The sequence below is a fragment of the Mongoliibacter ruber genome, from assembly GCF_003003005.1.
GTDB lineage: Bacteria > Bacteroidota > Bacteroidia > Cytophagales > Cyclobacteriaceae > Mongoliibacter > Mongoliibacter ruber.
Genome location: NZ_PVTR01000006.1, coordinates 57,507 through 80,625, shown reverse-complemented (window position 1 = coordinate 80,625; position 23,119 = coordinate 57,507). Strand labels below are relative to the sequence as shown.

Here is a 23,119-nt window from a genome sequence, read left to right as displayed (position 1 = left end):
ATTACTTGGTACGTTTCAGGCCTACTGCCTCAATTCCTTTGAGCTGATCCACACGCATATACTGGACAAAATGGATGCTGTGGTAATTTTCGCCCAGTTCCAAGGGTAAGGTGTCAAATCGTGTAAATGTGCTTCCAAATCCTTCCCCAAGTGGTTTTCCACTGGTACTTTCAAAAAGGGGGATATTGACCAATTGCGATTCCACCTCATTTCCCATAGAGTCCATAAGAAAATACCTCAGGTACAAATTCCTGAATTCGTAATCCTGATTGTATTTTACTGCAATCAGTGAGGCACTTGCTTCCAATGGACTTTCAAAATAGAAAGAGACAGTGTCGTTGATGTGCCAGTATTGCGTTTCCATTCCCTGATATTTTTCAAATACCCTTTCACTGTCACAAGACCATAGTATCATGACTGTCAGAAAGTAAAAAAGTCTCAGTTTCATTTTATTGGTCTTTATTCTGATCACCTTTGTTTCTAGGCGGGAATCTTTTTCGGCCTCTGTTTTTAGGTTTTGCTTGATTATCACCGTTATTGCCCTCGGGGTTGTTAGGTTTGTCGGCATTGCCTTTAGGGCGGTTTGCACCTTTATTTCTTTCGTTAGGATTTCTGGTTCCAGGTTTATTGTTCCTGTTTCCCCTTTGTGTTCTATTTGGTGCAGTAGGGTTGTCAGTATTCCTTGGCGAAGAGGCCTCTCTGTTTTCGTTTCGGGTATTTGGATTTTCCCCAGGAGCGCCTGGATTAGGCTTTTTACGTTTTTTCTTTTTCTTTTTAGTCGTGAATTTTTTATCCAATCGCTCAAGTTCCAAGGTGGATTTGATAGCTTCATCATCAAACTCCTTGGCCTTATTGTTTAACAGATCAAAAGGAATGATTCCCTTCTCGTTAAGTTCTTGGATTTCTTTGGCCCTTTCACAAGTAATTGTGTGCCAGTTGTTATCATTGTTGTAGCTAAACCACATCAATTTCCTGAAAATATCTGTCTTTTGAAGTCTTGCTGGTCCCGTTTCGGTCTGCAATGGTTTTTCTATAGTAGGCACATCTTTTAGTGCCTGCATATAGGTGTCCAGTTCATAATTGAGACAGCATTTGAGTCTTCCGCACTGACCTGAGAGTTTGCCTGGATTTAGGGATAAGTTTTGGTACCTGGCTGCTGCAGTGGATACGCTTTTGAAATCATGGATCCAGGTAGAACAACACAATTCCCTGCCACATACTCCAATTCCACCTAACCTCCCGGCTTCCTGCCTGAGGCTGATTTGCCTCATTTCAACCCTGATTTTAAACTCAGAAGCAAGGTGCTTGATCAATTCCCTGAAATCTACCCGGTCATCTGCTGAGTAATAAAAGGTAGCTTTTGAACTATCAGCCTGGAACTCTACATCAGAGAGCTTCATCTTCAGTCCCAATTCATCTATAATTTGCTTACTTCTATAAAGAGTGGGGATTTCCCTGTTTTTGGAATCTTCCCATTTTTCTATATCCTTCTGGGTAGCGACTCTATATATCCTGAGTATATCGTCGTCATTTTTGATTTTTCTCTTCTGCATTTGCAGTCTGACGAGTTCTCCTTGAAGGGACACGTATCCAATGTGATGACCGTTTGGTACGTCTACTACCACAGGGTCTCCAGTCGTCAGGTGTAGAAAATCTACATTTCTGAAATATTCTTTCCGACCACCTTTGAACTTGATCTCAACAACGTCAAACTTATCTACAGTTGGTATACCCATATGGGACAACCAATCAAATGAATTCATTTTATTACAATCGCTCGTACCACAAGTACCATTATTTTGGCACCCCCCACTACTTCCTGAAGTGGTAGAGCAGCTACTACATCCTGCCATATTTATATATTAAGGGAGTAAGACTCCTCTTTGATTTGGATTACTTTAATAATTTCAATATGTCTTGACCTATATCTTTTCTAAAGTATAGATCTTTCCAGCAGACTTTTGAAACGGTGTTATAGGCATTTTCCAATGCTGTCCCTACTTCTTCACCTGTTCCCGTCACTGCCATTACCCGGCCTCCGTTTGTAAGTACGCTATTTTCCTCGCCTAATTTAGTACCTGCGTGAAAAAGAATGCTGTTTTCCTCAGCATTTGCTATTTCCAAACCTTCAATCCTATCACCTTTTTTGTAAGATTCAGGATATCCTCCGGCGACCAATACTACAGTAGTCGCTGCAAAAGGATGGATATCTAAGGTATAGTTGCCTAAGGTTTTTTCTCCCATGTGAACCAGCATATCCAAGAAATCGCTTTTAATCCTTGGTAGTACAGCCTGAGTTTCCGGGTCTCCCATCCTGACATTGTACTCAATGACAAATGGCTCGCCTTGGATGTTCATCAAACCGATGAATAAAAATCCAGTATATTTTATTCCTTCTGCATTCAACCCGTTGATGGTTGGTTTCACTACCCTTTCCTCAACCTTAGATAGAAATTCAGTGTCAGCAAAAGGCACAGGACTGACAGCTCCCATTCCACCGGTATTGAGACCTTGGTCATTTTCACCAATTCTTTTGTAGTCTTTCGCTTCGGGTAAGATCCTGTAACTTAATCCATCAGTGGCCACAAAAACAGAAAGTTCAATTCCGTCGAGATATTGTTCGATGACAACTTTGCTGGACGCTTCTCCAAACTTGTTGTCTACAAGCATTTCCTTCAGTGATTTTTGAGCTTCCTCTATAGTCTGACAGATCAAAACACCTTTTCCAGCCGCCAATCCATCAGCTTTGAGTACAATTGGCAATGATTGGGTGTTGAGGTATTGCAGCCCTTCGTTTAAGGTTTCTTTCGTGAAAGTCTTGGATGCAGCGGTGGGAACACCATGTTTTTCCATGAATTTTTTGGAAAAATCCTTCGAACCTTCCAAATGAGCTCCCTTTTGGCTAGGGCCAATTACCGGGATGTGACTTACTTTTTCATTGCCTTCAAAATAATCCACTATTCCTTTGACAAGGGGTTCTTCTGGACCTACTACTACGAGTGAAATGTTTTTTTCTAAAACAAAAGAACTTAGTTTTTCAAAGTCATTTGGAGAAATATCAACATTTTCAGCGATTTGTGAAGTCCCGGCATTTCCCGGAGCTACAAAAAGTTTGTTGCATTTTGGGCTGTCTACAATTTTCCAAGCGAAAGCATGCTCTCTGCCTCCGCTGCCTAGCAATAATATGTTCATCTAGTAATTTCAGTTTAATTGGCGTGGTCAGAAATGAATTTGATTCTGTATACGCGGATCTCTTCTTCGCCAAAATCTTCGTCTTCCAGTTCATTCAGGGCCACTCGTATGTTGTCTGATTCAGCTGTCATGAAATAATCTTGGAGAGTATCCTCTCTCTCCTCGTCCATGATGTTTTCAATGTAATAATTAATATTCAACTTGGTGCCACTATAGATGATCTGTTCTATTTCCTGAAGCAATTCAGTCATGGAAATATTCAAATTGTCGGCAATTTCATCCAAATTGACTTTTCTGTCTACTTGCTGAATAATAGAAATTTTAACCTTTGATCTGTTTCCTGCCGTTTTGACAACTACGTCAGAGGCAGTTATAATTTCATTTTCTTCTACGTAATTTTCAATAAGTTTAAGAAAAGGTGCTCCAAATTTAGCGACTTTTCCCATACCAACTCCGTTGATTTGGGCCAATTCATCTTTACTTGTTGGATAAACTGTGGCCATCTCCTCCAATGAGGGGTCTTGAAAAATCACATAAGGCGGTAATCCTTTTGCCTTTGCAACTTTTTTACGCTCAGCTTTAAGAAGCTCAAATAATTTTTCGTCGTAAGCCTTGCCGCCTCCTCCTGGAACGTCATCAGGCGTTTCATTCTGAATCATCTCCTCAAAATTATGGTCCTTGTAAATCGGGAAAGAATGAGGAGCCTTTAAAAACTCTTCTCCTTTCTTGGCTATTTTAATGACACCATAGTTTTCTATGTCTTTCTCCAAAAATCCGGCAATCATGGCTTGCCTGACTACCGTTTTCCAGGACCTTTCGTCCTCTTCTTTTCCTATTCCAAAAACTTTTAGCTTGTCATGCTTATAGCTTTTTATATAATCGTTAGATTCCCCCCTCACCACATTGACAATATGGTCCATGTTGAATCGGTTGCTTGTTTCTTTTACAGCACTGATCACGGACTCAAGGTGGGAAATACCATCAAATTTCTCTTTAGGCTTTTTGCAGTTGTCACAATGCCCGCAATCCTCTTCGAGCATCTCTCCGAAATAATGCAATAAGAATTTTCTCCTACAAATGGAGCTTTCTGCATAGGCTGCCATTTCCTGCAGGAGGATTTTGGCATTTTCCCTTTCGGTAACTGGCTTATCTTTATTGAATTTTTCTAACTTGATGATGTCGTCATACTTGTAAAACATCAGACAATGACCCTCAAGTCCATCACGGCCTGCTCTTCCAGTTTCCTGGTAATATCCTTCGAGTGATTTGGGTACATCATAGTGAATCACATAGCGCACATCCGGCTTATCTATGCCCATCCCAAAGGCGATGGTGGCCACAATGACATCTACTTCCTCATTTAGAAAATCATCCTGGTTTTTTACCCGAACATTCTGATCTAAGCCAGCATGGTATGGTGCTGCCTTGATACCGTTGACCTTGAGTAAGTCAGCAATTTCCTGTACTTTTTTCCTGCTAAGGCAATAAATAATTCCAGATTTGCCTTTTTGGGATTTTATGTACTTGATGATCTGTTTTTTTGTCTCATTTTTTACCTTTGGCCTTACTTCGTAATACAGATTGGTTCTGTTGAAGGAAGATTTGAAAATATCAGCTTCTTCCATCTGTAGGTTGCGCTGAATGTCTACCTGCACTTTAGGAGTGGCAGTGGCAGTCAATGCGACAATAGGTAGGTTTTCGCCGATTTGACCAATGATAGATTTGATTTTTCTGTATTCCGGACGAAAATCATGTCCCCATTCTGAGATACAATGCGCTTCATCTATGGCTACAAAACTCAATTTAGCTTCTTTGAGGAAGAGTACATTTTCTTCTTTTGTCAAAGATTCAGGTGCTACATAAAGGAGCTTTGTTTTTCCAGAAAGGACCTCTTTTTTTACCTTGGTCGTTTCGGATTTATTTAGTGTAGAATTCAGGAAATAAGCATTTATTCCAAATGCATTTAGCTGATCCACTTGATTTTTCATTAAGGCGATCAAGGGCGAAATGACTATAGCTGTCCCTTCTTGAATAACGGCGGGTAATTGGTAACAAAGGGATTTTCCAGCACCTGTCGGCATAATGACAAAAGTATTGTTCCCCCTGAGTACATTGTCGACAATCATTTCTTGGTTGCCCCTAAATTGGCTGAACCCAAATATTCTTTTAAGATTTTCTTTGACTGATTGCTCCACTTTAAAATAGCTTTTAATGTCCCACTTTCTTGTAAAATAAACAGTGGTAAAGGTTTTTGATGTCCTTATAGACAAATTTAATGATTAAGTACGGTATTTTTGAAGTTAAGAAAAAATATTAAGAATGCAGATAAAAAAGCTTTTCAAGTGAGGCATTTTGAGAGATTATTGGCTAAATTCGATAATGAACAGCATCGATGTCTCGTAATTTCAAACATGTAATTTCGAATTCTGCTAATCTGCCATAGCAGTTTGTATTTTTATGCCTTACGAATCTCGATCTTTATGCCAATTATAAGTTTTACATGACTGGTTGGATGTAAATTAAAATATTTGAAAGCTTATATCCATATTCATACCGAATAGAAAAAGCAATATAGCCCAAAATTGATGCAAGACAATACATATATAGTGGTCATGGCTGGGGGGATAGGTTCCCGGTTTTGGCCTTACAGCAGAAATAATAGACCCAAGCAATTTTTGGATATTCTCGGTACAGGTCGTTCACTGTTGCAGATGACTTTCGATAGGTTCAATAAGGTAGCTCCAGCGGAGATGTTTTATGTGGTGACCAACAAACACTATTTGGAACTAGTCAAAGAGCAATTACCTGAAATACCTGAAAATCAAATTTTAACTGAACCTTTGAGGAGAAACACAGCTACATGTGTAGCCTATGCCACGTATAAGATCGCAAAATCCAATCCTGAGGCCAAAGTAATTGTCACACCTGCAGATCATTTGATCGTACAGGAAGATAAGTTTCGGGAAAAAATTGACATTGCACTAGTGGCTTGTCAAGAAGGAAACAAGTTGATTACAATAGGGATAAAACCCAATAGGCCAGAAACGGGATATGGTTATATACAGTATATTTCCAAACCTGGTGATCAGGTCAAAAAAGTGAAAACTTTCACTGAAAAACCGAACCTTAAGCTAGCCAAAACTTTCTTGGAGAGCGGTGACTTTGTATGGAATTCAGGGATGTTTGTGTGGAAAGCACAAAGCGCAATTGCGGCCTTTGAAACATATATGCCGGAAGTAGCAGAAGTTTTTGAAGATGGATTAGCTTTTTATGGGACTGAGGAAGAAGAAAGCTACATCAAAAAGGCTTATTCTCTAGTCAAAAATATTTCCATTGATTATGGAATCATGGAAAAATCAGATAAGGTTTTCATGGTCTTGGGGGATTTTGGATGGTCTGACCTGGGTTCTTGGATGAGCCTTCATGAAAATCGGAAAAAAGATCAATCAAATAATGTCATAGAAGCCAATGCGATTTTGTATGATACCCAAAACAGCTATATAAAAGTAGATTCCAAAAAGCTGGTGGTTGTTCAAGGTTTGGATAATTACCTTATCAATGAAAGCGAAAATGTACTACTCATCTGCAAACTTGATGCGGAAAAGAAATTTAGGACTTTTGTCAATGATGCTAAAAATAAAGGAGAAGATTACGTATGATTGAAGACAAAGATATTACTATTAGCCAAGCCCAAAAACTGGTAGATGAATGGATCAATACGGTTGGTGTCAGGTACTTCAATGAACTTACCAATACAGCGATACTGATGGAAGAAGTAGGGGAATTGGCTCGAATTATGGCTAGAAAGTATGGTGAACAATCGTTCAAAGCGTCCGAGGAAGGTAAGGATATGGCAGATGAGATGGCGGATGTGTTATGGGTGCTGATTTGTCTTGCCAATCAGACCGGTGTAGACCTGACCGAGGCCTTGAAAAAGAATTTCGAAAAAAAGAATATTAGGGATAAGGACAGGCACAAACAAAACAATAAACTGAAGTAGGCGTTTTTTTATGTATTGCTATACCTCAACACTGAAAAATAGAACCTATGAAGAACAAACATCTTTTATTTAGTTTAATGTCTTTTTTATTACTTGCAATGACCGCATGTCAAGATGATCAGGAAGAACCTGCCAGATTTTTTTATGGCAATTATAACCTTCAGGCAATTGCCATGGATCAACCGATAGCGTTAACTAATAGCGGAGAATCCTCACAAGATTTTCTCGTACAGCTAGAAGGATTAATTAGCTCTCAAAACAATAGGATGACTTTTGTGGAAGATATTGATGATCAGATGTTTTTCGCTTTTTATTCTCCTACAGTACTTACCGAACAGGGAGGAGTGCCTATTGTTAGGTTTGCAGCTGAGAATGTAGTACTTAAAGTTGAGCTGGATGATGCAACAGATCAATTCCAGATTATAGAACAGCTTCCAAGTGTTGTTGAGTTTGGTGAAATCGTATCCATAAAACTACTTGATCAGTTGACCTTGGAAGTGACACTGAATCAATCGCTCTACGATTTTAGTGACAACGAATGGAAAGATGTGGTTGTTGACTATCAATTTGTGAGAGGACCAATCAGTACATGAAAAAAGCACATTTACCCACTAAGGTATGCCCTGTATGCAACAGGCCATTTGCCTGGAGGAAAAAGTGGGAAAAGAATTGGGAAAGTGTGAAATATTGCTCTAAGAAATGTGCAGGATTGAAAAGTAACAAAGGGTCGGTTTAATTGCCGACCCTTTTTTGTTGTATCATTTTAATCTGTACCTCAATCCTACCTGAAGAGCAAAAAGGTTTCCTGAATAAGAACCCTGGAAACTATGAGCATTACCATTTAATCTCAAAGAGCTGTAATCAAAAACAATTAAGGGTTCTGAAATATTCCAACCATAAGACCCGGACAAAGTAGCAAGGATTTTATTATTAATTTGATAGTTTATCCCTATTGAAGGCATCAAATAAATGATAAAGGAAGATGATGAAGAAGTAATTGACGCCTGGTGTACAAGAATATCTTCTGTTTCACTGGCAGGAATGAGTTTGGCCCCTTCGGGGGAGTTGATCTCGATGCTATTCATTTTTGGCCTTGAATTGATAAAAATATCAAAACCCAAATAGGGTTTGAATTTACCGGATTTTACGATTTCTTTTTCCAGGCCCAACGATATGTTTGGAACTTCTCTTATTAAGACCGGATCCGAATAGGATTCAAAGGAAATATTTGTGCTATAAGTCATCAGTCCCAGACCTGACTTTAGATATAGACTTTCGGTTAGCTCAAAATTTGCTATAATTCTTATTTGTGGATTAATGGTGTTTTTTAACCTTAAACCATGTAAATCAGTACGCTCAACATTTCCCATTTGGAGCGCTGAACCCAATTCTATTCCAACATAGGTTGCCCTTAGCGTTTGGGCAGATAAGTCATTCCGCCCAATCACAAGCAAAATTGCGATTATGAAAAATTGTTTTTTAAAACCCATCTTAAATAATGTATCAGACTCTTCTAATTGTTTAATTGGTTTCAATTATTAATAATTGAATAAAATATGAAAAAACTTTTAATTTATTTTAAGATACAAGGTCTGAAGAGAAAAAATAAACTGCTGACTTTCATTTGTAATATCTCCCTTTAGGAAATGGAAAGGATTTAAAGCCTATTCAAAAATGTTGGGGTTTCAAGTTTTTTTAATCCGATCTCTCGAAGGTTTACGTCGAGAGATCGGATCATGCTTTTATACTTTATGTTTTTTTATTTTTTCAAAAATCGAACTCAAAATCACAGGACATGTCATCCGTGCCTATTGGTGCACCGTCAGGCACAGAGATAGGGGCAGGGGTTGATAATTCCTCGGGAAGGTTCAAGAAGGCTTCAATTTTTGAAGCCAAATAGACGCCATGATTGGCAGCTGAGGTACTTTTGTTTTTAGCACTTTCGGATTTCAGGATTTTTATACTTTCCAGTTTCGCCCTTGTATCAGCTTTTACGATAGAATTTGCTCCAGGATCTTTTGCAAGCTTGATCAGGTGGTCTACTAGTTTGTTTTCACTCATCAGCATTACTTGACCCTCATAGGTGTTTGGGATGTCTTTGATGATTAGACTATTGGAAAGCTTGTTGAGATAGCTGTTGAAAGAAGGCAGGCTGCTGTCAAATGCTGCTTGTTGTGCAAGCCTGTTGGCGCGACCTGCTTCCAACAAAAATCCCAAAGTCATATCTACTACATTTTCAGCAGGAGCTAAAGGATCGAAATTCAATCCTGTTCTAGAAGGGAAAGTTTCTCTGTTTCTAGAATATCCCATAGGTCTTGGAGGGATAAGGTCAATGATACTCGTAGGCAAGCTAAGTTGCTGTGGAGAAATGGCCGTCATCAAAGCTTCAAGTGCTTCGTTTTGTGTTTTTGCATCCAACCTGGACTGTGTTCTCTGGTTGTCTCCCTTTACCTTATAAGTGTAATCAAGTCCTCCGATTAGTTTTGAAGTAGCCTCTATTTGGTAGCGGTGCATGAGGTAGAGTGGTGCCAATACTTCCTCCATCAAAGCTTCGGGCTGTCCATCTTCTATGACATTTCTTCCAAAGGTCTCCAATCGGTTTTTTCTGATTTCCATCATTCTCAATAACTCTTCCGGTGCTGAGTCTCCATTGGCCCAAAGATGTGCTTTTGGGTGACTGCCACTTGGATGTCTAGCATCTACATCTGAAATAAAGGTATGGCCTGCAGCATAGGTGTCTTCGAGCATTTTACTCAAGAATTCTTGTTCATTCTTGCCTTCTGGTACAGTAGCATAGCCATATTTGATAGCCCATTTATCCCACTCGCCAATTTTGTCATCATATGCGTTGGAAAAATCCAGATTTCCTGAGTCGTCCATGGTAATGAATGGGTATGGGTAATCCATGACAGAAGCCCTATTGGTAGGGGCAGAAGCATAAGCATGCGCCAAGCCTATGGTATGTCCAATTTCATGAGCTGAAAGCTGTCTCAATCTGGCCAAAGCCATTTCCAGCATTTTGGGATCAGCTGGTTTTCCATCTTCAAATGGTTGTAAAAGTCCCTGAGCAATCAAGTAATCCTGTCTTACTCTCAATGAACCAAGTGAAACATGACCTTTGATGATCTCGCCTGTACGTGGGTCTCTCACAGATGAGCCATAAGACCATCCCCTCGTAGAACGATGAACCCACTGGATGACATTGTACCTTACATCCATCAAGTCTGCCCCCTCTGGCATCAATTCTACACGGTAGGCATTTTTGAAACCAGCGGCTTCAAAAGCATCTGCCCACCAGTTGCCGCCTTCTAGCAAGGCCGATCTAACAGGTTCTGGTGTTCCTCTATCCAGGTAATACACAATGGGTTTCACTGGTTCGGAAATTTCCGCATCAGGATCTTTCTTTTCCAATCTATGTCTAGAGATGAATTTTTTGACGATGGGTTCACCTATGGCCGTGGTGAAGTCCATGTATGAAATGTGAAAATATCCAGCTCTTGGATCAAATTCTCTTGGCTGATAACCATCATCGGGCAGCTCAATAAACGAATGTCTTTGCCTCACTGATACAGCTTCAGGGGAAGGTGTTACGGAGCGAATATAGGAACCACTCGGTGTTCCTGTTACCGTTACAATAGCCTCAACCTCTGAGTTTTTAGGGAAATTCTTGGTCATTGGATAGTGAATAGCACTTCTGGACGCATCAGGTTTGTAAGTGCCCTGTTTGGCATTGCCTAATTTCTCCCCTACCATGTGCGCATCCTGAAGATAGAAAGCGGTAGCATCTACTAGGTAATTCCCATCTTTTCCATCAGCGATTTCAAATCCCCAGAGGACGGATTCTGCAAAGGCATCTTGCACAGATTTGGCTTCATCAGGATTGTCTGTATAAGAGGCTCTGAAGTCATAGTTTTTGTGCACCAGAAATATTTTATTTCCGGCTTTTCTGAATTCTACGACACGGGTTCTCCCCAACTGCCCTTTGTCCAAACCCAAATCGTTGGAGCCTACTCCAGCTGGAAGGGAATTGACATATAGAAATTCATAATCTAGTTTATCTACTTCGAGGTAAATTTTACCCTTGTCCTCATCTGTGTAGAAGGTAAAAAATCCTTCTTTTTTATCGAGCTTTGACCTGTCTACCGATTGGGCAGCAAGTTGAACAGACACCAAAATCATCAGTGTCAATAATAGCGTAAAGGTTTTTTTCATGTTAAGGTGGTTTTACTGCCAATTTATCAAAAACATTTAAGTAGAAGTTTACCGATAGTAGAATTTTATCTGTTGAATTGGTATCGGAGCTGAAAAACTGTTTCCGTGATGCGGTTTCCTTGTATTTGCTGTAGTCCTGTACCTATAATGTCGCGGTCTGTAAATTGTGTTCTGGAAAATCTGGCCCAAAAACTCAACTTTGGATTTACCCTGTATTGGCTAAGGAGGTAATATCTGAGGCCTTGTCCGTTAAGTGCGGGGATAGAAAATAGCCAAAGCACATTTCTTTCATACAAAAATTGCCGGTTGTCAAAATCATCCGTGTCAAAAAGGGCTAGTCTCCCGCTGAATCTCCATTTTTGGAAGTCAGCGTTGATGTCTTGAGAAATCGCAAATCCTCGGGTTACCTTATTGTTGAAATGAAAAGATGAACCCATTACCCTGGATTTGATACTCCAATTGGGATTAAGGCCGTAGTCCAAGTTGAAGACATAATTCCACTTTTTCCCTTGGTCTAGGAGATAGGGAGATTGGAATACTGGATATTCACTTATATTTCTGGCTTTGAATTCTTCTCTGATTTGTGCAAAAAGGAGCGTTTTCCTGCTTGGACTGTAGGTGATTCTGCTAAGCCACTCATACCCCTGAGAAGGGGCGTAGGTTCGGAATTTGAGCCAGGGGAAACTGAATTGGTCGTAGTAGAATGACCAGTTGTATTTTCGGTTGGGTTTGAAATTGAGACCAAGGTATATTCCTCTTTCGTTGATAGGCCTGCTGCCTTCTGAAAATGCATTGCCATAAAAGCTGTGAAAATCACGATCAAAGCTTCTCCAAAGTAAGGAAAGAGAAAGTTTAGGGTGTAAGCTGCTCATCATTCCAAACACGTTTCCTTTGCCACCACTTTTTGAAATGGCACTTTCACCAAAAAAGAAATAATTCTGGAAATTATAGGCGAAATACAGGCTATGGATGTGGTTTTCCTGACCCGAAAACTCGAACTGATTATAGACTTGCGGCCTTCTTTCAAATGGCTGACTAAACCGAGTAAAGAGGCTGTTGCTTCCGATTTGTAGATTTTTACTCCTGCTTTGGAAGTGGAGGTTTGCTCCTGCATTCTGCTCCTTTACTTGTCTCCTGTAGCCGATTTCTGTTGGGGTTCTGTGTAATCCTGAGCTTTGCAAAGAACTGATAAATGCTTCTTCTCTCTCTAGGGTATCGAGTCGTAAGCTTAGGTTCCCGTCCCTCGGGGCATTGGAAGCCATTAAAGTGATTTGTAAGGGGCCGGCTTGATAACTTGCTGCCGCACCACGGAAAAAACCAAATTCCAATGCCGCGGTATAAGGTCTAATCCCAACGGTACTTCGCCTAATTGTGGTGATTGTTTCTCCTCCTTTCCCCACTGCGAATCCAGCACCAAACACCAAGCCTTGCCCTGTTTGCATTTGATAATCTCCGATAGTGATCGCTTTCCATTTTCCTTGATTGTACAAGGTAAAGTGATACGAGAAAAAATTGAAACCATACCTTCTGGTTTCTGGATCCCATATAAACTGCTCCCCAGGATCCTTGTCTAATGTAAAACCAAGACTGAAATCTTTGCTGTGTTGTATCCTAAATCTGGCATACAGGTTATTTGGATCACCCATATACCGGCTGGTGAGCCTTCCATTGTTTAAAGTGTCAGGAGTGGTAAAGCCTCGCCGGGTTTCCCATATCCTGTTTTGCCTCATGATAAAATAGGCATCTTTTGAATTCGCTATCCTATCCAGTAATGGTCCTTGCTTTTTTCCTGAAGCGTCTAAGACCACAAAAGGAAGTATTTTGTAAATTGTTTCTAAGTCAAAATGAGGGATGGACTGTAATTCATAAAGGGATATCAACTTTCCAACATCACTTTGATATTCAAAAAAACTATTGATTTGGGAAGGACTGAGGATAAAGATGGATTTAAGTTCTTCAGGACTGGTCCGGTTGAGATTGATAGGGTTGAGAAATAGTTGGAGAATGTTTTCATACAGGTCTTCATAGTCTTGGTCATCCCGTTGCATACCAAAGAGGTCTTCTACCAGCATTTCAATATTGATTTCACCTTTTCTATAGGTTTGGCCGATCAATACATTGGAAGATAAAAAGAACAAGAAAATGAGGCTGCAGCATTTTTTCATTTTTGAGAAAAGAGGTAGTTGAAAGAAAAATGCTGGGTGCTTCCCAAATAGAGGTTTTGATTGACTGCAAAATCGAGATGGAAGGATTTTGCGCGGAAACCGATTCCAAAACAAAGCCTGTTGGGCTGATTGTTGATGCCTGCCCTTGCCCATACTTTTTGGTGTAGACTATACTCCAATCCGACTTTCAGGGTAGGGGGGAGCAAGATGTCTTTTTCTGCCTCAAGGTTGACCATTACATTTTCAGACGGTCGGTAAGAGATTCCTGACTTGATTACAGTTGGCAATTGATCAATGGAGTTTTTGCCAAACCTTGATCCTGTGAGGTTGTATATGTGAGCGCCGAAAAATAACTCTGGCGTCAATTCTGCCAATCCTCCAAATTCTAAAACTGCAGACCTTCCAGTGCCAAAGCCTTCGATGCTGGTCTGGAAGTAGTTGGCTTTTACCCCTATACTTGCAATTCCCAGTTTCTGAGCTATTCCCAGTCCGATTTGGCTTTGAGAAAAGAATTCCTCACCGTAAGTTGATACAGAAAGTCCGTATGAAAATAACTCCGACTTGAATACAGCGCCTGCAGCCAAGGTGGTCAATTCACTTAGATTGCCCCTGTGGTCATATGCAAAAAAAGCCTGAGATTGCTCGATTCCTGTAAGTGCACCTATATTGTTGAAAATACTCCATGCATCTTCTACGGTCACGTGTGCATTTGCCATCCCCATGCTTCGCGCACCTTTTGGTAGTGTTTCCAGACCGGATTGAGCAGAAGCCTCCGCATTCACCAAGGCTGCGCATAAAAGGTATATTAGGATTAGTCTTCCCATCTCATATAAAAAATGATTCAACAAAAAGCCTATAGATTAAATTTAAAAAAGCTGATTTCCAGATAAAAGAGAACGGCTGATATTATCCGTTTAATTTCGGTGTCAAGATCCGATGAGCTCTTTATTCATTTGAATTCGTTAAAAAACCATGTCAACTTGCAGCGTTTGGATCCATGGTTGATTGGTTTGGACTATAAGAATTTTTAGTCAAGAAAGGTCCGTTCAAATTTAATGTTCCTTTCATTTTTGCCTATTTTAAAGATTCTTCAAGATTTTAAAACATAAGCAAGGGATGGATAGAGTTGAATTGATACAAAATATTTTCCACAAAACAGATTTTGAAAACTACCTTGAAATTGGCTGCCAGAAAGGCAAATCTTTTTTGCCGATACGTGCAAAAAATAAGATTGCAGTGGATCCGGTTTTTAAAATTGCTATTGGAAGAAGGTTAAAATGGCTCTTTAAATGGCCTGCCAACTTCAAGGCTAATTATTTTCGTCTTGAGAGCGATGTATTTTTTGAGACCCAACAAGACTACTTACAAAATTTAGATCAACTGGATGTGGTCCTTGTCGATGGCTTGCATAATTTCAGGGCTTCTTTAAATGATGTGCTCAATACCTTGGTTTACCTCAATATTGATGGCATCATTATCCTTCACGACTGCTATCCACCCCATGAAGCGGCTTCTGTCTTTGCAGATGTTTTTCCCACAGAAGAACAACAGGGTGAGTTAGAAGGATGGACCGGGGAATGGTGTGGCGATGTGTGGAAGACCATTGCATACCTTTTGGAAAAATACCCTGACTTATTGGATGTAGGGGTTATCAATACCGATTATGGTCTGGGGTATGTCCGTTTCAAAGCTGAGCCTGATTCTCGAAAGTTTGAAGTTGATGAGGATTTATTTGAGAGGGTAGATAAATTGAGTTATCAGGAAATGATGTCAGAGCCTGAGGGTATCATCAACCTTCAACCAGCATCTTATAGTGAGACGATTCTGAGTTTGTATTGAGGAAAACTTGGAGTTTCATTTGATTTCAATAAAGGCAGGATAGATTTGTTAACCTATTAGACCTCGGGTAAATCGCATTTCGTAAATTCTTAAAAAGGTGCCCTTATATTCAGGAAAAAAGCACCATCATTTTGACTATTGATGGAGTATTCCATTCTAAATACCATATCATATAATGTTACCAAATCCAGCCCAAGTCCATACCCGAATAGGTATTGGTTAGTTAATCGCATGTTTTCCGGAATATTGTTTCTATCTGTGACATAGCCATGGTCAAAGTTCCCACTGAGGTATAGTTTGATAGGGAAGTAGGCGAATTCTTCTAGGGGTACATAATCACCGATATTGTAGCCTAAGTCAAGGATTTTAAATCTCAAGCTATTTTTATGCACTATGGTTTGTTGCCCTTCTACCACATTGAGTTCATATCCTCTGATAAAATAGGGATTATACCCAATCCCCCTTACCAAAGTGAATGGCTGCCGCTGTCCAAGGAATGCATTGAAAGAAAGGCCACTGACTACATGGAGCTTTTCATTGATTTTTGTGTACTTGTTGGCATTCATGGTGAATTCCCAATCCTGTACATCATCACCGCCAAAAAGCCCATACCTCATCAAAGACAAGTTAAGGACCTGACCCTGGGTGGCATAGAGGATATTGTCCCGTTTATCATGTCTGTAATTGTATCCGAGCACAAAATACTGGAGGGAGTTAGAACCGTGGAGGAAAAAATCAGGATTTTGGGTAAAGACTTCATCATCTATCCAAGTACTGTTGTACCCAGCAGTGACATAGTGAAAGTTGTAAAAACTTCCGCGGTACGTGTAGCGCAAGTAAGCTGATCGATTTCTTCTAAGGACAGATTCGTCTTCACTGCTGTAAAAGACCTGCCGATTGTCTGAGGAGCGCACCTGAAGATTTCTTTGGGTAAAATAGGTGGCTTGTACGGCCAAACCATGCTTTTGCTTTTTGTCAATGTATGGTTTGTTATACAAAACTTCAAAAGTCCTGATGAAGCCCATTTGACCACCTATACGGAGCTTTTCATTCCTACCCCCAACATTATTGTGAACTAGACGACCACCATAATTGACCCTGGAGAGAGATCTGTTTTGGTTGGTCCACCATTCGGCAAGGTTTCTATCTGCCAGATTGAGGATTACATTGGGTATGATGTACCATCTTTCCGTTACGGACACTAATAGCTCTATTTGGTCAGAACCCGTAATCAATGGGGTGATTTCTACTTTGTTAAAAAGCTGGAGGTTATATACTTTTTTCTGATCCTCTTGGATCAAAGAAATCAATTCTTCCCATTCGTAATACATTCCCGTCTGAAGGTCAATTTCTCTCAGGATGATATTTTTCTTGGTTTTTTTATTCCCAATGATAAAAATATTGTTGATTACAACCCTATCTGGGTTTTGGGACAAAATATCAGTTACGGTCTCATTTTCTTGCCCATATACATTGCTCACCGTTATCAAAGACAACAGAAGTAAGACAATTAATATGGGTAAAGATTTCATCACAGCAATTGGATGTAGTTTTTAGGGAACTTATATTGAGCTGATTCTTTTATATTTTTAAATATTTGAAATTGAAAGTCATCATCAGAAAAATCGCCATTTTCCCGGTATTGGTTTACCAATACTTGATTTCTCCTTTGTTTCCATCAGCATGTAGGTATTCGCCTACCTGTAGTCAATATACGAAGGAAGCCATTCTTAAACATGGAGTGATCAAAGGTGGCTGGTTGGGAATCAAGCGGATTTCAAGTTGCCACCCTTGGGGAGGTCATGGTCACGATCCTGTTCCTTGAGTACTTTCAGGCTTAAATCCTTTTTTCATTGCCAAAACAACAAGGATTATCCCTCCTATTACCAATGGGATACTAAGGGTTTGTCCCATATTCAGTTGTAAGCCTTCTTCAAATTCCACCTGATTTTCTTTGAGAAATTCCCAAACGAATCGCATACCAAATACACTGATTAGGAATAGACCCAAGAAAAGCCCGTCTGGAATTCTTGACTGATAACGGTGCCATATCCCATATAATATCAAAAAGATAATGAAATAAGAAATCGCTTCATAAATCTGAGTAGGGTGTCTGGATATTCCCGAGGTGAAAACGGTAACCAAATAATGGTCTCCCTTATCCTGAAACTGGTAATTGAGCGGAGTGTCAGGGTTTTCTGCAAGGTATTTTTGAGAACTCCTAAACCTTGTCAAAACGTATTTCACGTCTGTTTCCAGTGTTCTTTTGAGATCTGCCTCTTCGTAAGCGCCTTTTTCTACCTTAATGTCAAAATTCACGGGCACTATACCACTTCCTTTCAACTCGCTGTCTCTGTTGTCGGGCTTGTATGCGTTGACCTCTAAAACCGGGATCCTTAAGGTTTCCAGGATTTCCTCAGCATCACGTGCAAATACAAATCCGCTGTCCGTATCAGTAGGTTTTCCTCCTATTTCAGAATTCATCAAATTACCTATTCTAATCAAGGCACCTGTCATGGCCACCACGATTACGATACGATCTACTACCCAAAGGTAACTTTGAGCAGGGACTTTTCTCGCATACATATATAAGGCGATCAATATGGCAATAGCTGCACCATGGCTGGCCAATCCACCTTCCCATACTTTTAGGATGTCAATCGGATTGCTGAGGTATTTTTCGGGTTCATAGAAAAGAACATGTCCCAACCTTGCACCAATTATGGTTGAAAGTACCATGTAAATGGTGAGTTTGTCTACCAGCCTAGGATCATGACCTTCTTTGTTGTAGATATAAATCATGATTTGCTGGGAAATGATAAAGCCCAAAGCAAAAAGTAAACTGTACCATCTCAATCTTTCAAAGCCTGAGAAAACTGAAGGGTTTGGACTCCAGACGATATAATTCAAGACGCTTTCTATGCTCAACATGCTATTTGATTTTTGTATGCAAGGTTGTGAAATTACCTTATTTTAATAATTATCCAATTCTTTTAACTCTTCTTCGTATCCTCCTGAAAGAATAGGGAACCTATACCATGTCTTGGGGTCCACATTGAATTCATCGAGGTGAAATGAAGGAGCCAAGCGCTCACGTTTCCACTGATTTCTGGACCAAAGCCGGAAGAATTTCTTAATGTAATCCTTGAGCGTACCACTTTCAATTTCCAATTCCTCATTGAGAATCAGGAAAACATCCAAAGGTGAACGCCTGTCTCTTATAGCCAGTCTCTCAATTTCTACGATTATAGCATATGGCATTAAGTCCTTTTCATCAGTTTGCTGATTGTCAGAAGGACGTAATTCGGCTGTTGGTTGCAGGCCATTTACTTTTTCTAGGCCTGGGTAGCCCAGCGATTTTTCTGCCCATTTCAGCCACTTTATGATGAAATATTTATCCACTGCTGCAATTGGTGAAATGCTGCCACTGGTATCTCCGTCCATGGTGGTGTAGCCTACATCACCCTCACTTCTATTGGAAGTGCTTAGCAACAAGGCCTGATTGATATTGGCAAGCATCCAAATGATCGGAGAACGTGCCCTGGCCTGAATATTTTGAAGCGCAATATCATCAGTTTTCCAAGTCAACCTGCGGCCGATTGCCTTTTCTATTTTTTCTGTGTAACCTTTCACTTCATCGCCGATTTCCCAGTGCTTGAATTGTGCCCCTATACTCTCAGCCAGGTTTTTTGCCGATTGAAAGGTAGCGAAAGAGGAATTGTCAGATGCTTGATAGGCAGTAGTCAACAGTTGTCCGACGATTTCTTTTTCTGAATTTTCCGACTGAGGGATGTAAGAAGAGCCTAATTTATTGAGAAAAACAGAAACACCTAATTCGGCGATACCTCTTCTTACCATCTCGGCGACCAAAATCGCTACAGTGGAGGAATCAGCCCCACCACTCAAAGAAAGTACAAAGCCTTTACTTTTACTTTTTCTTAAATAGTCATAAAGACCCAATGAAGCAGCTTGTACAAACTCTTCGTTTTTATTTGATTCACTTTTGATTTCAGCGAGTCCTTTTGCAGCATCGCCAAGTTCAAAATACTGAACCTGATGGTCCTTGAACGAAAGTAATTCATTTTTGAGTAGTAATTTGCCTTTGTCTGCCACCATTATCTCCCCATCAAAAATCATCCTCCCGGCTTCATTTCCAAGCAAATTGATATAGAAATATGTGGCGTTGAAAAGCTGGGAACTTTTCCTGACAAGTTCTTCACGCTGTTTTGTTTTGCCCATTGCAAAATGACTTGCAGAAGGGTTGAAAATCATGTGGACCCCCCGGTCTTTCAGTCTATATCCGGGTCTAACATCCCCACGCCATGCATCTTCACAAATCTCAAACCCATAGCGGAATCCATTTTTCTCAAAAATGATATCACCAAGCGGTATGTCTTTTCCAAAGAAATCAAATGAAGTTGTCTTGTTGGCTTCCCAAGGGGTAAACCACCTGAATTCATAATGCACACCATCAATAGCCATAAACTGTTTGGCAACAAAGCCTTTCAATTCATGATTTTCGATGATAGCGACGCAATTGTAAACCTTTTCTTGAATTCTAATGGGAAGTCCTACAGCAACAGTGATGTCACCGCAAAAGGGAAGGAGCTTTTGAAGTTGTTTTACAGCTTTTTGGGGAAACCAGTAACTCAAAAAGAGGTCTTCACTTCCATACCCCGTAATGGCTAATTCGGGGAAGCAAATCAAGTCCGCTTTTTCTAGTTGCGCTTCTTTGATAGCTGTTTTGATGTGTTCGAGATTACCCTTCCAATCCAACGGGGTTTGGTTGAGGGTGGCACAGGCAATTTTTATACTTGACATAAAATCTTTAGAAAACAAAAAAACACCAAAATCAAAGATAGTGTTCTAGATGGCGATATTAAGTTTTTCACAGGCATTTTTAGCGGCTTCTTGCTCTGCCTTCTTCTTGGTGGCTCCTTTACCTTCTGCCAAAGATTCGCCGTCTACATACAATGCCACCAAAAACTCCTTGAATCTTTGGTTTCCATTGACAGAAATCATCTTGAAGTCAACTTCTTTGTTCTCTTTTTGAGACCACTCTATAATTTTACTCTTGAAATTGGTGGTGGTACTGATGATATCATCTACATCAAAATGAATGATGATGCGCTTCAGAATGAATTTTTTACAAAAAATATAGCCTCTATCCAAATATACTGCACCAACAAGAGCCTCGAGAGTATCACCAAATATTGATTTATGGGCATTCAGATTTTTACCTGTATACTCATTCTGTATTATTTTGGCTAGACCAATCTTGATGGCAATTTGGTTGAGCGCTTCTCTATTGACCATTCTAGACCTGGTTTCGGTCAGGAAACCCTCATCACGAAAAGGGAATTTCATGAAGAGAAATTCAGCTACAACTGCCCCCAATACTGCATCGCCAAGGTATTCCAGTCTTTCATTGGAGATTTTTAAGCCGTTGATACTTTCCTCCGAAATAGACGCATGTTTCAGAGTAAGTTTATATAAATTCAAATTGAAAGGCTTGCTCCCTACCATATGTTTTATGGAGGCAGCAAGCCTTTTTTCTTTTTTGTTATAAAATACAGCCTGTAATCGGAGTAATCTGGAAAGTTTCAATTTACTCACTGATTTTTTTGAAAATGATGGAGGCATTGTGTCCACCAAATCCAAATGTATTACTTAGCGCAGCCGCGACATCTCTCTTTTGAGCTTTATTGAATGTCAAATTCAATCTGGAATCAAAACCTTCATCATCAGTAAAGTGATTGATGGTAGGAGGGACAAGGCTATGCTGAATGGCGAGTATGGAAGCAATGGCTTCGACAGCGCCCGCAGCGCCAAGTAGGTGACCCGTCATAGATTTCGTACTGCTTATATTGATATTATAAGCATGTTCTCCAAATACTTTTTGGATGGCTTTGACTTCGCTGACATCACCGAGAGGAGTGGAAGTTCCATGGACATTGACATAGTCAATATCTTCAGGCTTCATTCCCGCATCTTCCAATGCAAGTAGCATTACATTTGTAGCGCCTTCACCATCAGGATGCGGAGCTGTGATATGATAAGCATCAGCTGTCATTCCACCACCGACTATTTCAGCGTATATTTTGGCTCCCCGCGCTTTTGCATGATCGTAATCCTCAAGGATAAGACAACCCGCTCCCTCACCAAGAACAAAGCCATCTCTGTCTTTGTCAAACGGTCTTGATGCCGTAGTAGGGGAATCGTTTCTTTGGGATAATGCTTTAAGCGCATTAAAACCACCAACTCCGGCTTCTGTAACAGTTGCTTCTGTTCCACCTGTTACGAAAATATCAGCCTTACCCAACCTAATATAGTTGAAAGCATCAATAATTGCATTAGTAGCGGAAGCGCAAGCTGATACAGTTACAAAATTGGGGCCTCTGAAGCCATATTTTATTGAAATAAAACCTGCACAGATATCTGCAATCATCTTTGGGATAAAGAAGGGATTGAACCTTGGGGTTCCATCACCTTTGACAAAATCCGTAACTTCATCCTGGAAGGAGCGTAGACCGCCTATTCCAGAACCCATGATAACACCAGCTCTGTGAAGATTGATTTTTTCTAAGTCTAATCCTGCATCTACAATTGCCTGATCAGCGGCAATCAAACCCATTTGGGTAAAAAGATCCATTTTTCTCGCCTCTTTTCTGTCAATAAACTGGTCTACATTCAGACCCTTGACCTCACAGGCAAATTGTGTCTTGAAAAGGGAGGCATCGAATCTAGTAATAGGCGCAGCACCGCTCACACCATTTGATAGACCGTTCCAAAACTCATCAACGGTATTACCAATTGGTGTAAGGGCACCTAAACCTGTTACTACAACTCTTCTTAAATTCATAAATGAATTATAAGTGATTTATTATTTAACGTTTGCTTCCAGATAACTGATAGCTTGACCTACAGTGCCAATTTGCTCTGCTTGATCATCCGGAATAGAAATGTTGAATTCTTTTTCGAATTCCATGATGAGCTCTACGGTATCTAGAGAGTCAGCACCAAGATCGTTGGTGAAACTTGCCTCTGGAGTAACCTCAGATTCTTCAACGCCTAATTTATCAACGATAATGGCTTTTACTTTTTGTGCTATTTCAGACATTTTTTGAACAGTTTAATTTAAAACACTTCGCAAAGAAATATATTTAAAACCTTATTGCCAAGAAAATGGGAGAAGTAAATTCAACTTGTGCAATCTGATCAAGGAAGTTGAGGGAATATTTCTAACTTTGTTTTTTCTAAATTCTTCCCTTAATGAAGAAAATTAAGCTTGTAGTCGAACACCATTATGATTTTGAACTTTTGGGGCTTGTGGCTCCTCACAAGGACTATAAAATGGCTTGGTTGCTGAATAAGTATATGGATATGAAGTTGGTCAAAAGTGATGATTTTGTCCTTGATTTTATAGGTAGTCCAAAAATGGAAATTTCCAGATATATGGAAGATAAGGAGCATGGATTTGTGCAGCTTTTAAAAAATAAATCCCTCTCTCCTCTTTCGAATGGAGCCTATTTGGTACCCGAGCTTAAAATTATGGACTACTTCCTGCTACTGCAGGATCAGACATTCCAATTGGATATAATTGCGTATATTGAGCGCCTAAGTCAGATAAAACTCATTCAAAATGTAGTCAAATTAGACATTTCAAAAATTAAATCGAAAGAAAATCTACTAACCTATTAATTCCGAATTA

21 protein-coding genes are annotated in these 23,119 nt (G+C 40.0%); 7 read left to right on the top strand and 14 right to left on the bottom strand.

Annotated elements, in window-relative coordinates:
• Nucleotide 1: 1 nt before the first annotated feature.
• The 4 genes from CLW00_RS11010 to recQ form a co-directional block, all read right to left on the bottom strand.
• Nucleotides 2-448, bottom strand: a complete 447-nt coding sequence (locus CLW00_RS11010) for a gliding motility lipoprotein GldH (protein WP_106133958.1) — start codon at nucleotides 446-448, stop codon at nucleotides 2-4.
• Nucleotide 449: 1 nt separating this feature from the next.
• Complete coding sequence (locus CLW00_RS11005) at nucleotides 450-1,763, bottom strand: PSP1 domain-containing protein (protein WP_106133744.1); 1,314 nt, start codon at nucleotides 1,761-1,763, stop codon at nucleotides 450-452.
• Between the two features lie 130 nt (nucleotides 1,764-1,893).
• Nucleotides 1,894-3,192 carry a phosphoribosylamine--glycine ligase gene (gene purD / locus CLW00_RS11000; protein WP_106133743.1) on the bottom strand — a complete coding sequence of 433 codons (1,299 nt, stop codon included), beginning with the start codon at nucleotides 3,190-3,192 and terminating at the stop codon, nucleotides 1,894-1,896.
• 14 nt (nucleotides 3,193-3,206) lie between these two features.
• Nucleotides 3,207-5,387 carry a DNA helicase RecQ gene (recQ, locus tag CLW00_RS10995; RefSeq protein ID WP_106133957.1) on the bottom strand — a complete coding sequence of 727 codons (2,181 nt, stop codon included), beginning with the start codon at nucleotides 5,385-5,387 and terminating at the stop codon, nucleotides 3,207-3,209.
• A gap of 390 nt (nucleotides 5,388-5,777) precedes the next feature.
• Between recQ and CLW00_RS10990 the strand changes: the two genes are divergently transcribed.
• The 4 genes from CLW00_RS10990 (at nucleotide 5,778) to CLW00_RS10975 (ending at nucleotide 7,928) form a co-directional block, all read left to right on the top strand.
• Nucleotides 5,778-6,851, top strand: a complete 1,074-nt coding sequence (locus CLW00_RS10990) for a mannose-1-phosphate guanylyltransferase (RefSeq protein WP_106133742.1) — start codon at nucleotides 5,778-5,780, stop codon at nucleotides 6,849-6,851.
• The gene (locus CLW00_RS10985; RefSeq protein WP_211300188.1) at nucleotides 6,848-7,192 is read left to right on the top strand and encodes a nucleotide pyrophosphohydrolase; all 345 of its coding nucleotides are present in this window, start codon (nucleotides 6,848-6,850) and stop codon (nucleotides 7,190-7,192) included. The genes CLW00_RS10990 and CLW00_RS10985 overlap by 4 nt, the downstream gene beginning before the upstream one ends.
• 77 nt (nucleotides 7,193-7,269) lie before the next feature.
• Nucleotides 7,270-7,785 carry a hypothetical protein gene (locus CLW00_RS10980; RefSeq protein ID WP_211300187.1) on the top strand — a complete coding sequence of 172 codons (516 nt, stop codon included), beginning with the start codon at nucleotides 7,270-7,272 and terminating at the stop codon, nucleotides 7,783-7,785.
• Nucleotides 7,782-7,928 (top strand): DUF2256 domain-containing protein, encoded by a 147-nt coding sequence (locus tag CLW00_RS10975; protein ID WP_106133740.1) that lies wholly within the window; start codon nucleotides 7,782-7,784, stop codon nucleotides 7,926-7,928. Before CLW00_RS10980 ends, CLW00_RS10975 begins: the two co-directional genes overlap by 4 nt.
• A 22-nt stretch (nucleotides 7,929-7,950) precedes the next feature.
• Here the strand turns inward: CLW00_RS10975 and CLW00_RS10970 are convergent, their stop codons facing one another.
• The 4 genes from CLW00_RS10970 to CLW00_RS10955 form a co-directional block, all read right to left on the bottom strand.
• Nucleotides 7,951-8,727: a hypothetical protein gene (locus CLW00_RS10970; RefSeq protein WP_146131410.1), complete on the bottom strand. Its 777-nt coding sequence runs from the start codon at nucleotides 8,725-8,727 to the stop codon at nucleotides 7,951-7,953.
• A gap of 232 nt (nucleotides 8,728-8,959) precedes the next feature.
• Nucleotides 8,960-11,404: a zinc-dependent metalloprotease gene (locus CLW00_RS10965; RefSeq protein ID WP_106133738.1), complete on the bottom strand. Its 2,445-nt coding sequence runs from the start codon at nucleotides 11,402-11,404 to the stop codon at nucleotides 8,960-8,962.
• Nucleotides 11,405-11,469: 65 nt separating this feature from the next.
• Nucleotides 11,470-13,569, bottom strand: a complete 2,100-nt coding sequence (locus tag CLW00_RS10960) for a helix-hairpin-helix domain-containing protein (protein WP_106133737.1) — start codon at nucleotides 13,567-13,569, stop codon at nucleotides 11,470-11,472.
• Complete coding sequence (locus CLW00_RS10955; RefSeq protein WP_211300186.1) at nucleotides 13,566-14,393, bottom strand: PorV/PorQ family protein; 828 nt, start codon at nucleotides 14,391-14,393, stop codon at nucleotides 13,566-13,568. Before CLW00_RS10955 ends, CLW00_RS10960 begins: the two co-directional genes overlap by 4 nt.
• A gap of 292 nt (nucleotides 14,394-14,685) precedes the next feature.
• On the opposite strand from CLW00_RS10955, the gene CLW00_RS10950 reads away from it, so the two are divergent.
• Nucleotides 14,686-15,408, top strand: coding sequence for a class I SAM-dependent methyltransferase (locus CLW00_RS10950; RefSeq protein WP_106133736.1), 723 nt, complete (start codon nucleotides 14,686-14,688; stop codon nucleotides 15,406-15,408).
• An 89-nt stretch (nucleotides 15,409-15,497) separates the two neighbouring features.
• On the opposite strand, the gene CLW00_RS10945 is transcribed toward CLW00_RS10950, so the two are convergent.
• Complete coding sequence (locus CLW00_RS10945) at nucleotides 15,498-16,940, bottom strand: BamA/TamA family outer membrane protein (RefSeq protein WP_106133735.1); 1,443 nt, start codon at nucleotides 16,938-16,940, stop codon at nucleotides 15,498-15,500.
• A gap of 71 nt (nucleotides 16,941-17,011) precedes the next feature.
• Between CLW00_RS10945 and yidD the strand changes: the two genes are divergently transcribed.
• Nucleotides 17,012-17,233 carry a membrane protein insertion efficiency factor YidD gene (gene yidD / locus CLW00_RS10940; protein ID WP_106133954.1) on the top strand — a complete coding sequence of 74 codons (222 nt, stop codon included), beginning with the start codon at nucleotides 17,012-17,014 and terminating at the stop codon, nucleotides 17,231-17,233.
• Here yidD and CLW00_RS10935 read toward each other — a convergent pair.
• From CLW00_RS10935 to CLW00_RS10915, 5 genes are read right to left on the bottom strand one after another with little or no spacing between them, the layout of a single operon-like run.
• On the bottom strand, nucleotides 17,215-18,339 hold the full coding sequence (locus CLW00_RS10935) for a prolipoprotein diacylglyceryl transferase (protein ID WP_106133734.1): 1,125 nt from the start codon (nucleotides 18,337-18,339) through the stop codon (nucleotides 17,215-17,217). The two genes, yidD and CLW00_RS10935, sit on opposite strands and share 19 nt — an antisense overlap.
• 42 nt (nucleotides 18,340-18,381) lie before the next feature.
• Nucleotides 18,382-20,229, bottom strand: a complete 1,848-nt coding sequence (gene nadE, locus CLW00_RS10930; RefSeq protein WP_106133733.1) for an NAD(+) synthase — start codon at nucleotides 20,227-20,229, stop codon at nucleotides 18,382-18,384.
• Between the two features lie 45 nt (nucleotides 20,230-20,274).
• On the bottom strand, nucleotides 20,275-21,015 hold the full coding sequence (rnc, locus tag CLW00_RS10925; protein ID WP_245917262.1) for a ribonuclease III: 741 nt from the start codon (nucleotides 21,013-21,015) through the stop codon (nucleotides 20,275-20,277).
• Nucleotide 21,016: 1 nt separating this feature from the next.
• Complete coding sequence (fabF, locus tag CLW00_RS10920; protein ID WP_106133731.1) at nucleotides 21,017-22,270, bottom strand: beta-ketoacyl-ACP synthase II; 1,254 nt, start codon at nucleotides 22,268-22,270, stop codon at nucleotides 21,017-21,019.
• A gap of 21 nt (nucleotides 22,271-22,291) precedes the next feature.
• A complete protein-coding gene (locus CLW00_RS10915; RefSeq protein ID WP_008629501.1) occupies nucleotides 22,292-22,528 on the bottom strand; it encodes an acyl carrier protein in 237 nt (78 codons plus the stop codon).
• A gap of 152 nt (nucleotides 22,529-22,680) precedes the next feature.
• On the opposite strand from CLW00_RS10915, the gene CLW00_RS10910 reads away from it, so the two are divergent.
• Complete coding sequence (locus CLW00_RS10910; RefSeq protein WP_106133730.1) at nucleotides 22,681-23,109, top strand: IPExxxVDY family protein; 429 nt, start codon at nucleotides 22,681-22,683, stop codon at nucleotides 23,107-23,109.
• Nucleotides 23,110-23,119: the final 10 nt, after the last annotated feature.

Bases quoted from the DNA above. Each gene is read 5' to 3' on its own strand.
- CLW00_RS11010 (WP_106133958.1), bottom strand. From the start codon at position 448: ATGAAACTGAGACTTTTTTACTTTCTGACAGTCATGATACTATGGTCT.
- CLW00_RS11005 (WP_106133744.1), bottom strand. From the start codon at position 1,763: ATGAATTCATTTGATTGGTTGTCCCATATGGGTATACCAACTGTAGAT.
- purD (WP_106133743.1), bottom strand. From the start codon at position 3,192: ATGAACATATTATTGCTAGGCAGCGGAGGCAGAGAGCATGCTTTCGCT.
- CLW00_RS10990 (WP_106133742.1), top strand. From the start codon at position 5,778: ATGCAAGACAATACATATATAGTGGTCATGGCTGGGGGGATAGGTTCC.
- CLW00_RS10985 (WP_211300188.1), top strand. From the start codon at position 6,848: ATGATTGAAGACAAAGATATTACTATTAGCCAAGCCCAAAAACTGGTA.
- CLW00_RS10980 (WP_211300187.1), top strand. From the start codon at position 7,270: ATGTCTTTTTTATTACTTGCAATGACCGCATGTCAAGATGATCAGGAA.
- CLW00_RS10975 (WP_106133740.1), top strand. From the start codon at position 7,782: ATGAAAAAAGCACATTTACCCACTAAGGTATGCCCTGTATGCAACAGG.
- CLW00_RS10965 (WP_106133738.1), bottom strand. From the start codon at position 11,404: ATGAAAAAAACCTTTACGCTATTATTGACACTGATGATTTTGGTGTCT.
- CLW00_RS10960 (WP_106133737.1), bottom strand. From the start codon at position 13,569: ATGAAAAAATGCTGCAGCCTCATTTTCTTGTTCTTTTTATCTTCCAAT.
- CLW00_RS10955 (WP_211300186.1), bottom strand. From the start codon at position 14,393: ATGGGAAGACTAATCCTAATATACCTTTTATGCGCAGCCTTGGTGAAT.
- CLW00_RS10950 (WP_106133736.1), top strand. From the start codon at position 14,686: ATGGATAGAGTTGAATTGATACAAAATATTTTCCACAAAACAGATTTT.
- CLW00_RS10945 (WP_106133735.1), bottom strand. From the start codon at position 16,940: ATGAAATCTTTACCCATATTAATTGTCTTACTTCTGTTGTCTTTGATA.
- CLW00_RS10935 (WP_106133734.1), bottom strand. From the start codon at position 18,339: ATGTTGAGCATAGAAAGCGTCTTGAATTATATCGTCTGGAGTCCAAAC.
- nadE (WP_106133733.1), bottom strand. From the start codon at position 20,229: ATGTCAAGTATAAAAATTGCCTGTGCCACCCTCAACCAAACCCCGTTG.
- fabF (WP_106133731.1), bottom strand. From the start codon at position 22,270: ATGAATTTAAGAAGAGTTGTAGTAACAGGTTTAGGTGCCCTTACACCA.
- CLW00_RS10915 (WP_008629501.1), bottom strand. From the start codon at position 22,528: ATGTCTGAAATAGCACAAAAAGTAAAAGCCATTATCGTTGATAAATTA.
- CLW00_RS10910 (WP_106133730.1), top strand. From the start codon at position 22,681: ATGAAGAAAATTAAGCTTGTAGTCGAACACCATTATGATTTTGAACTT.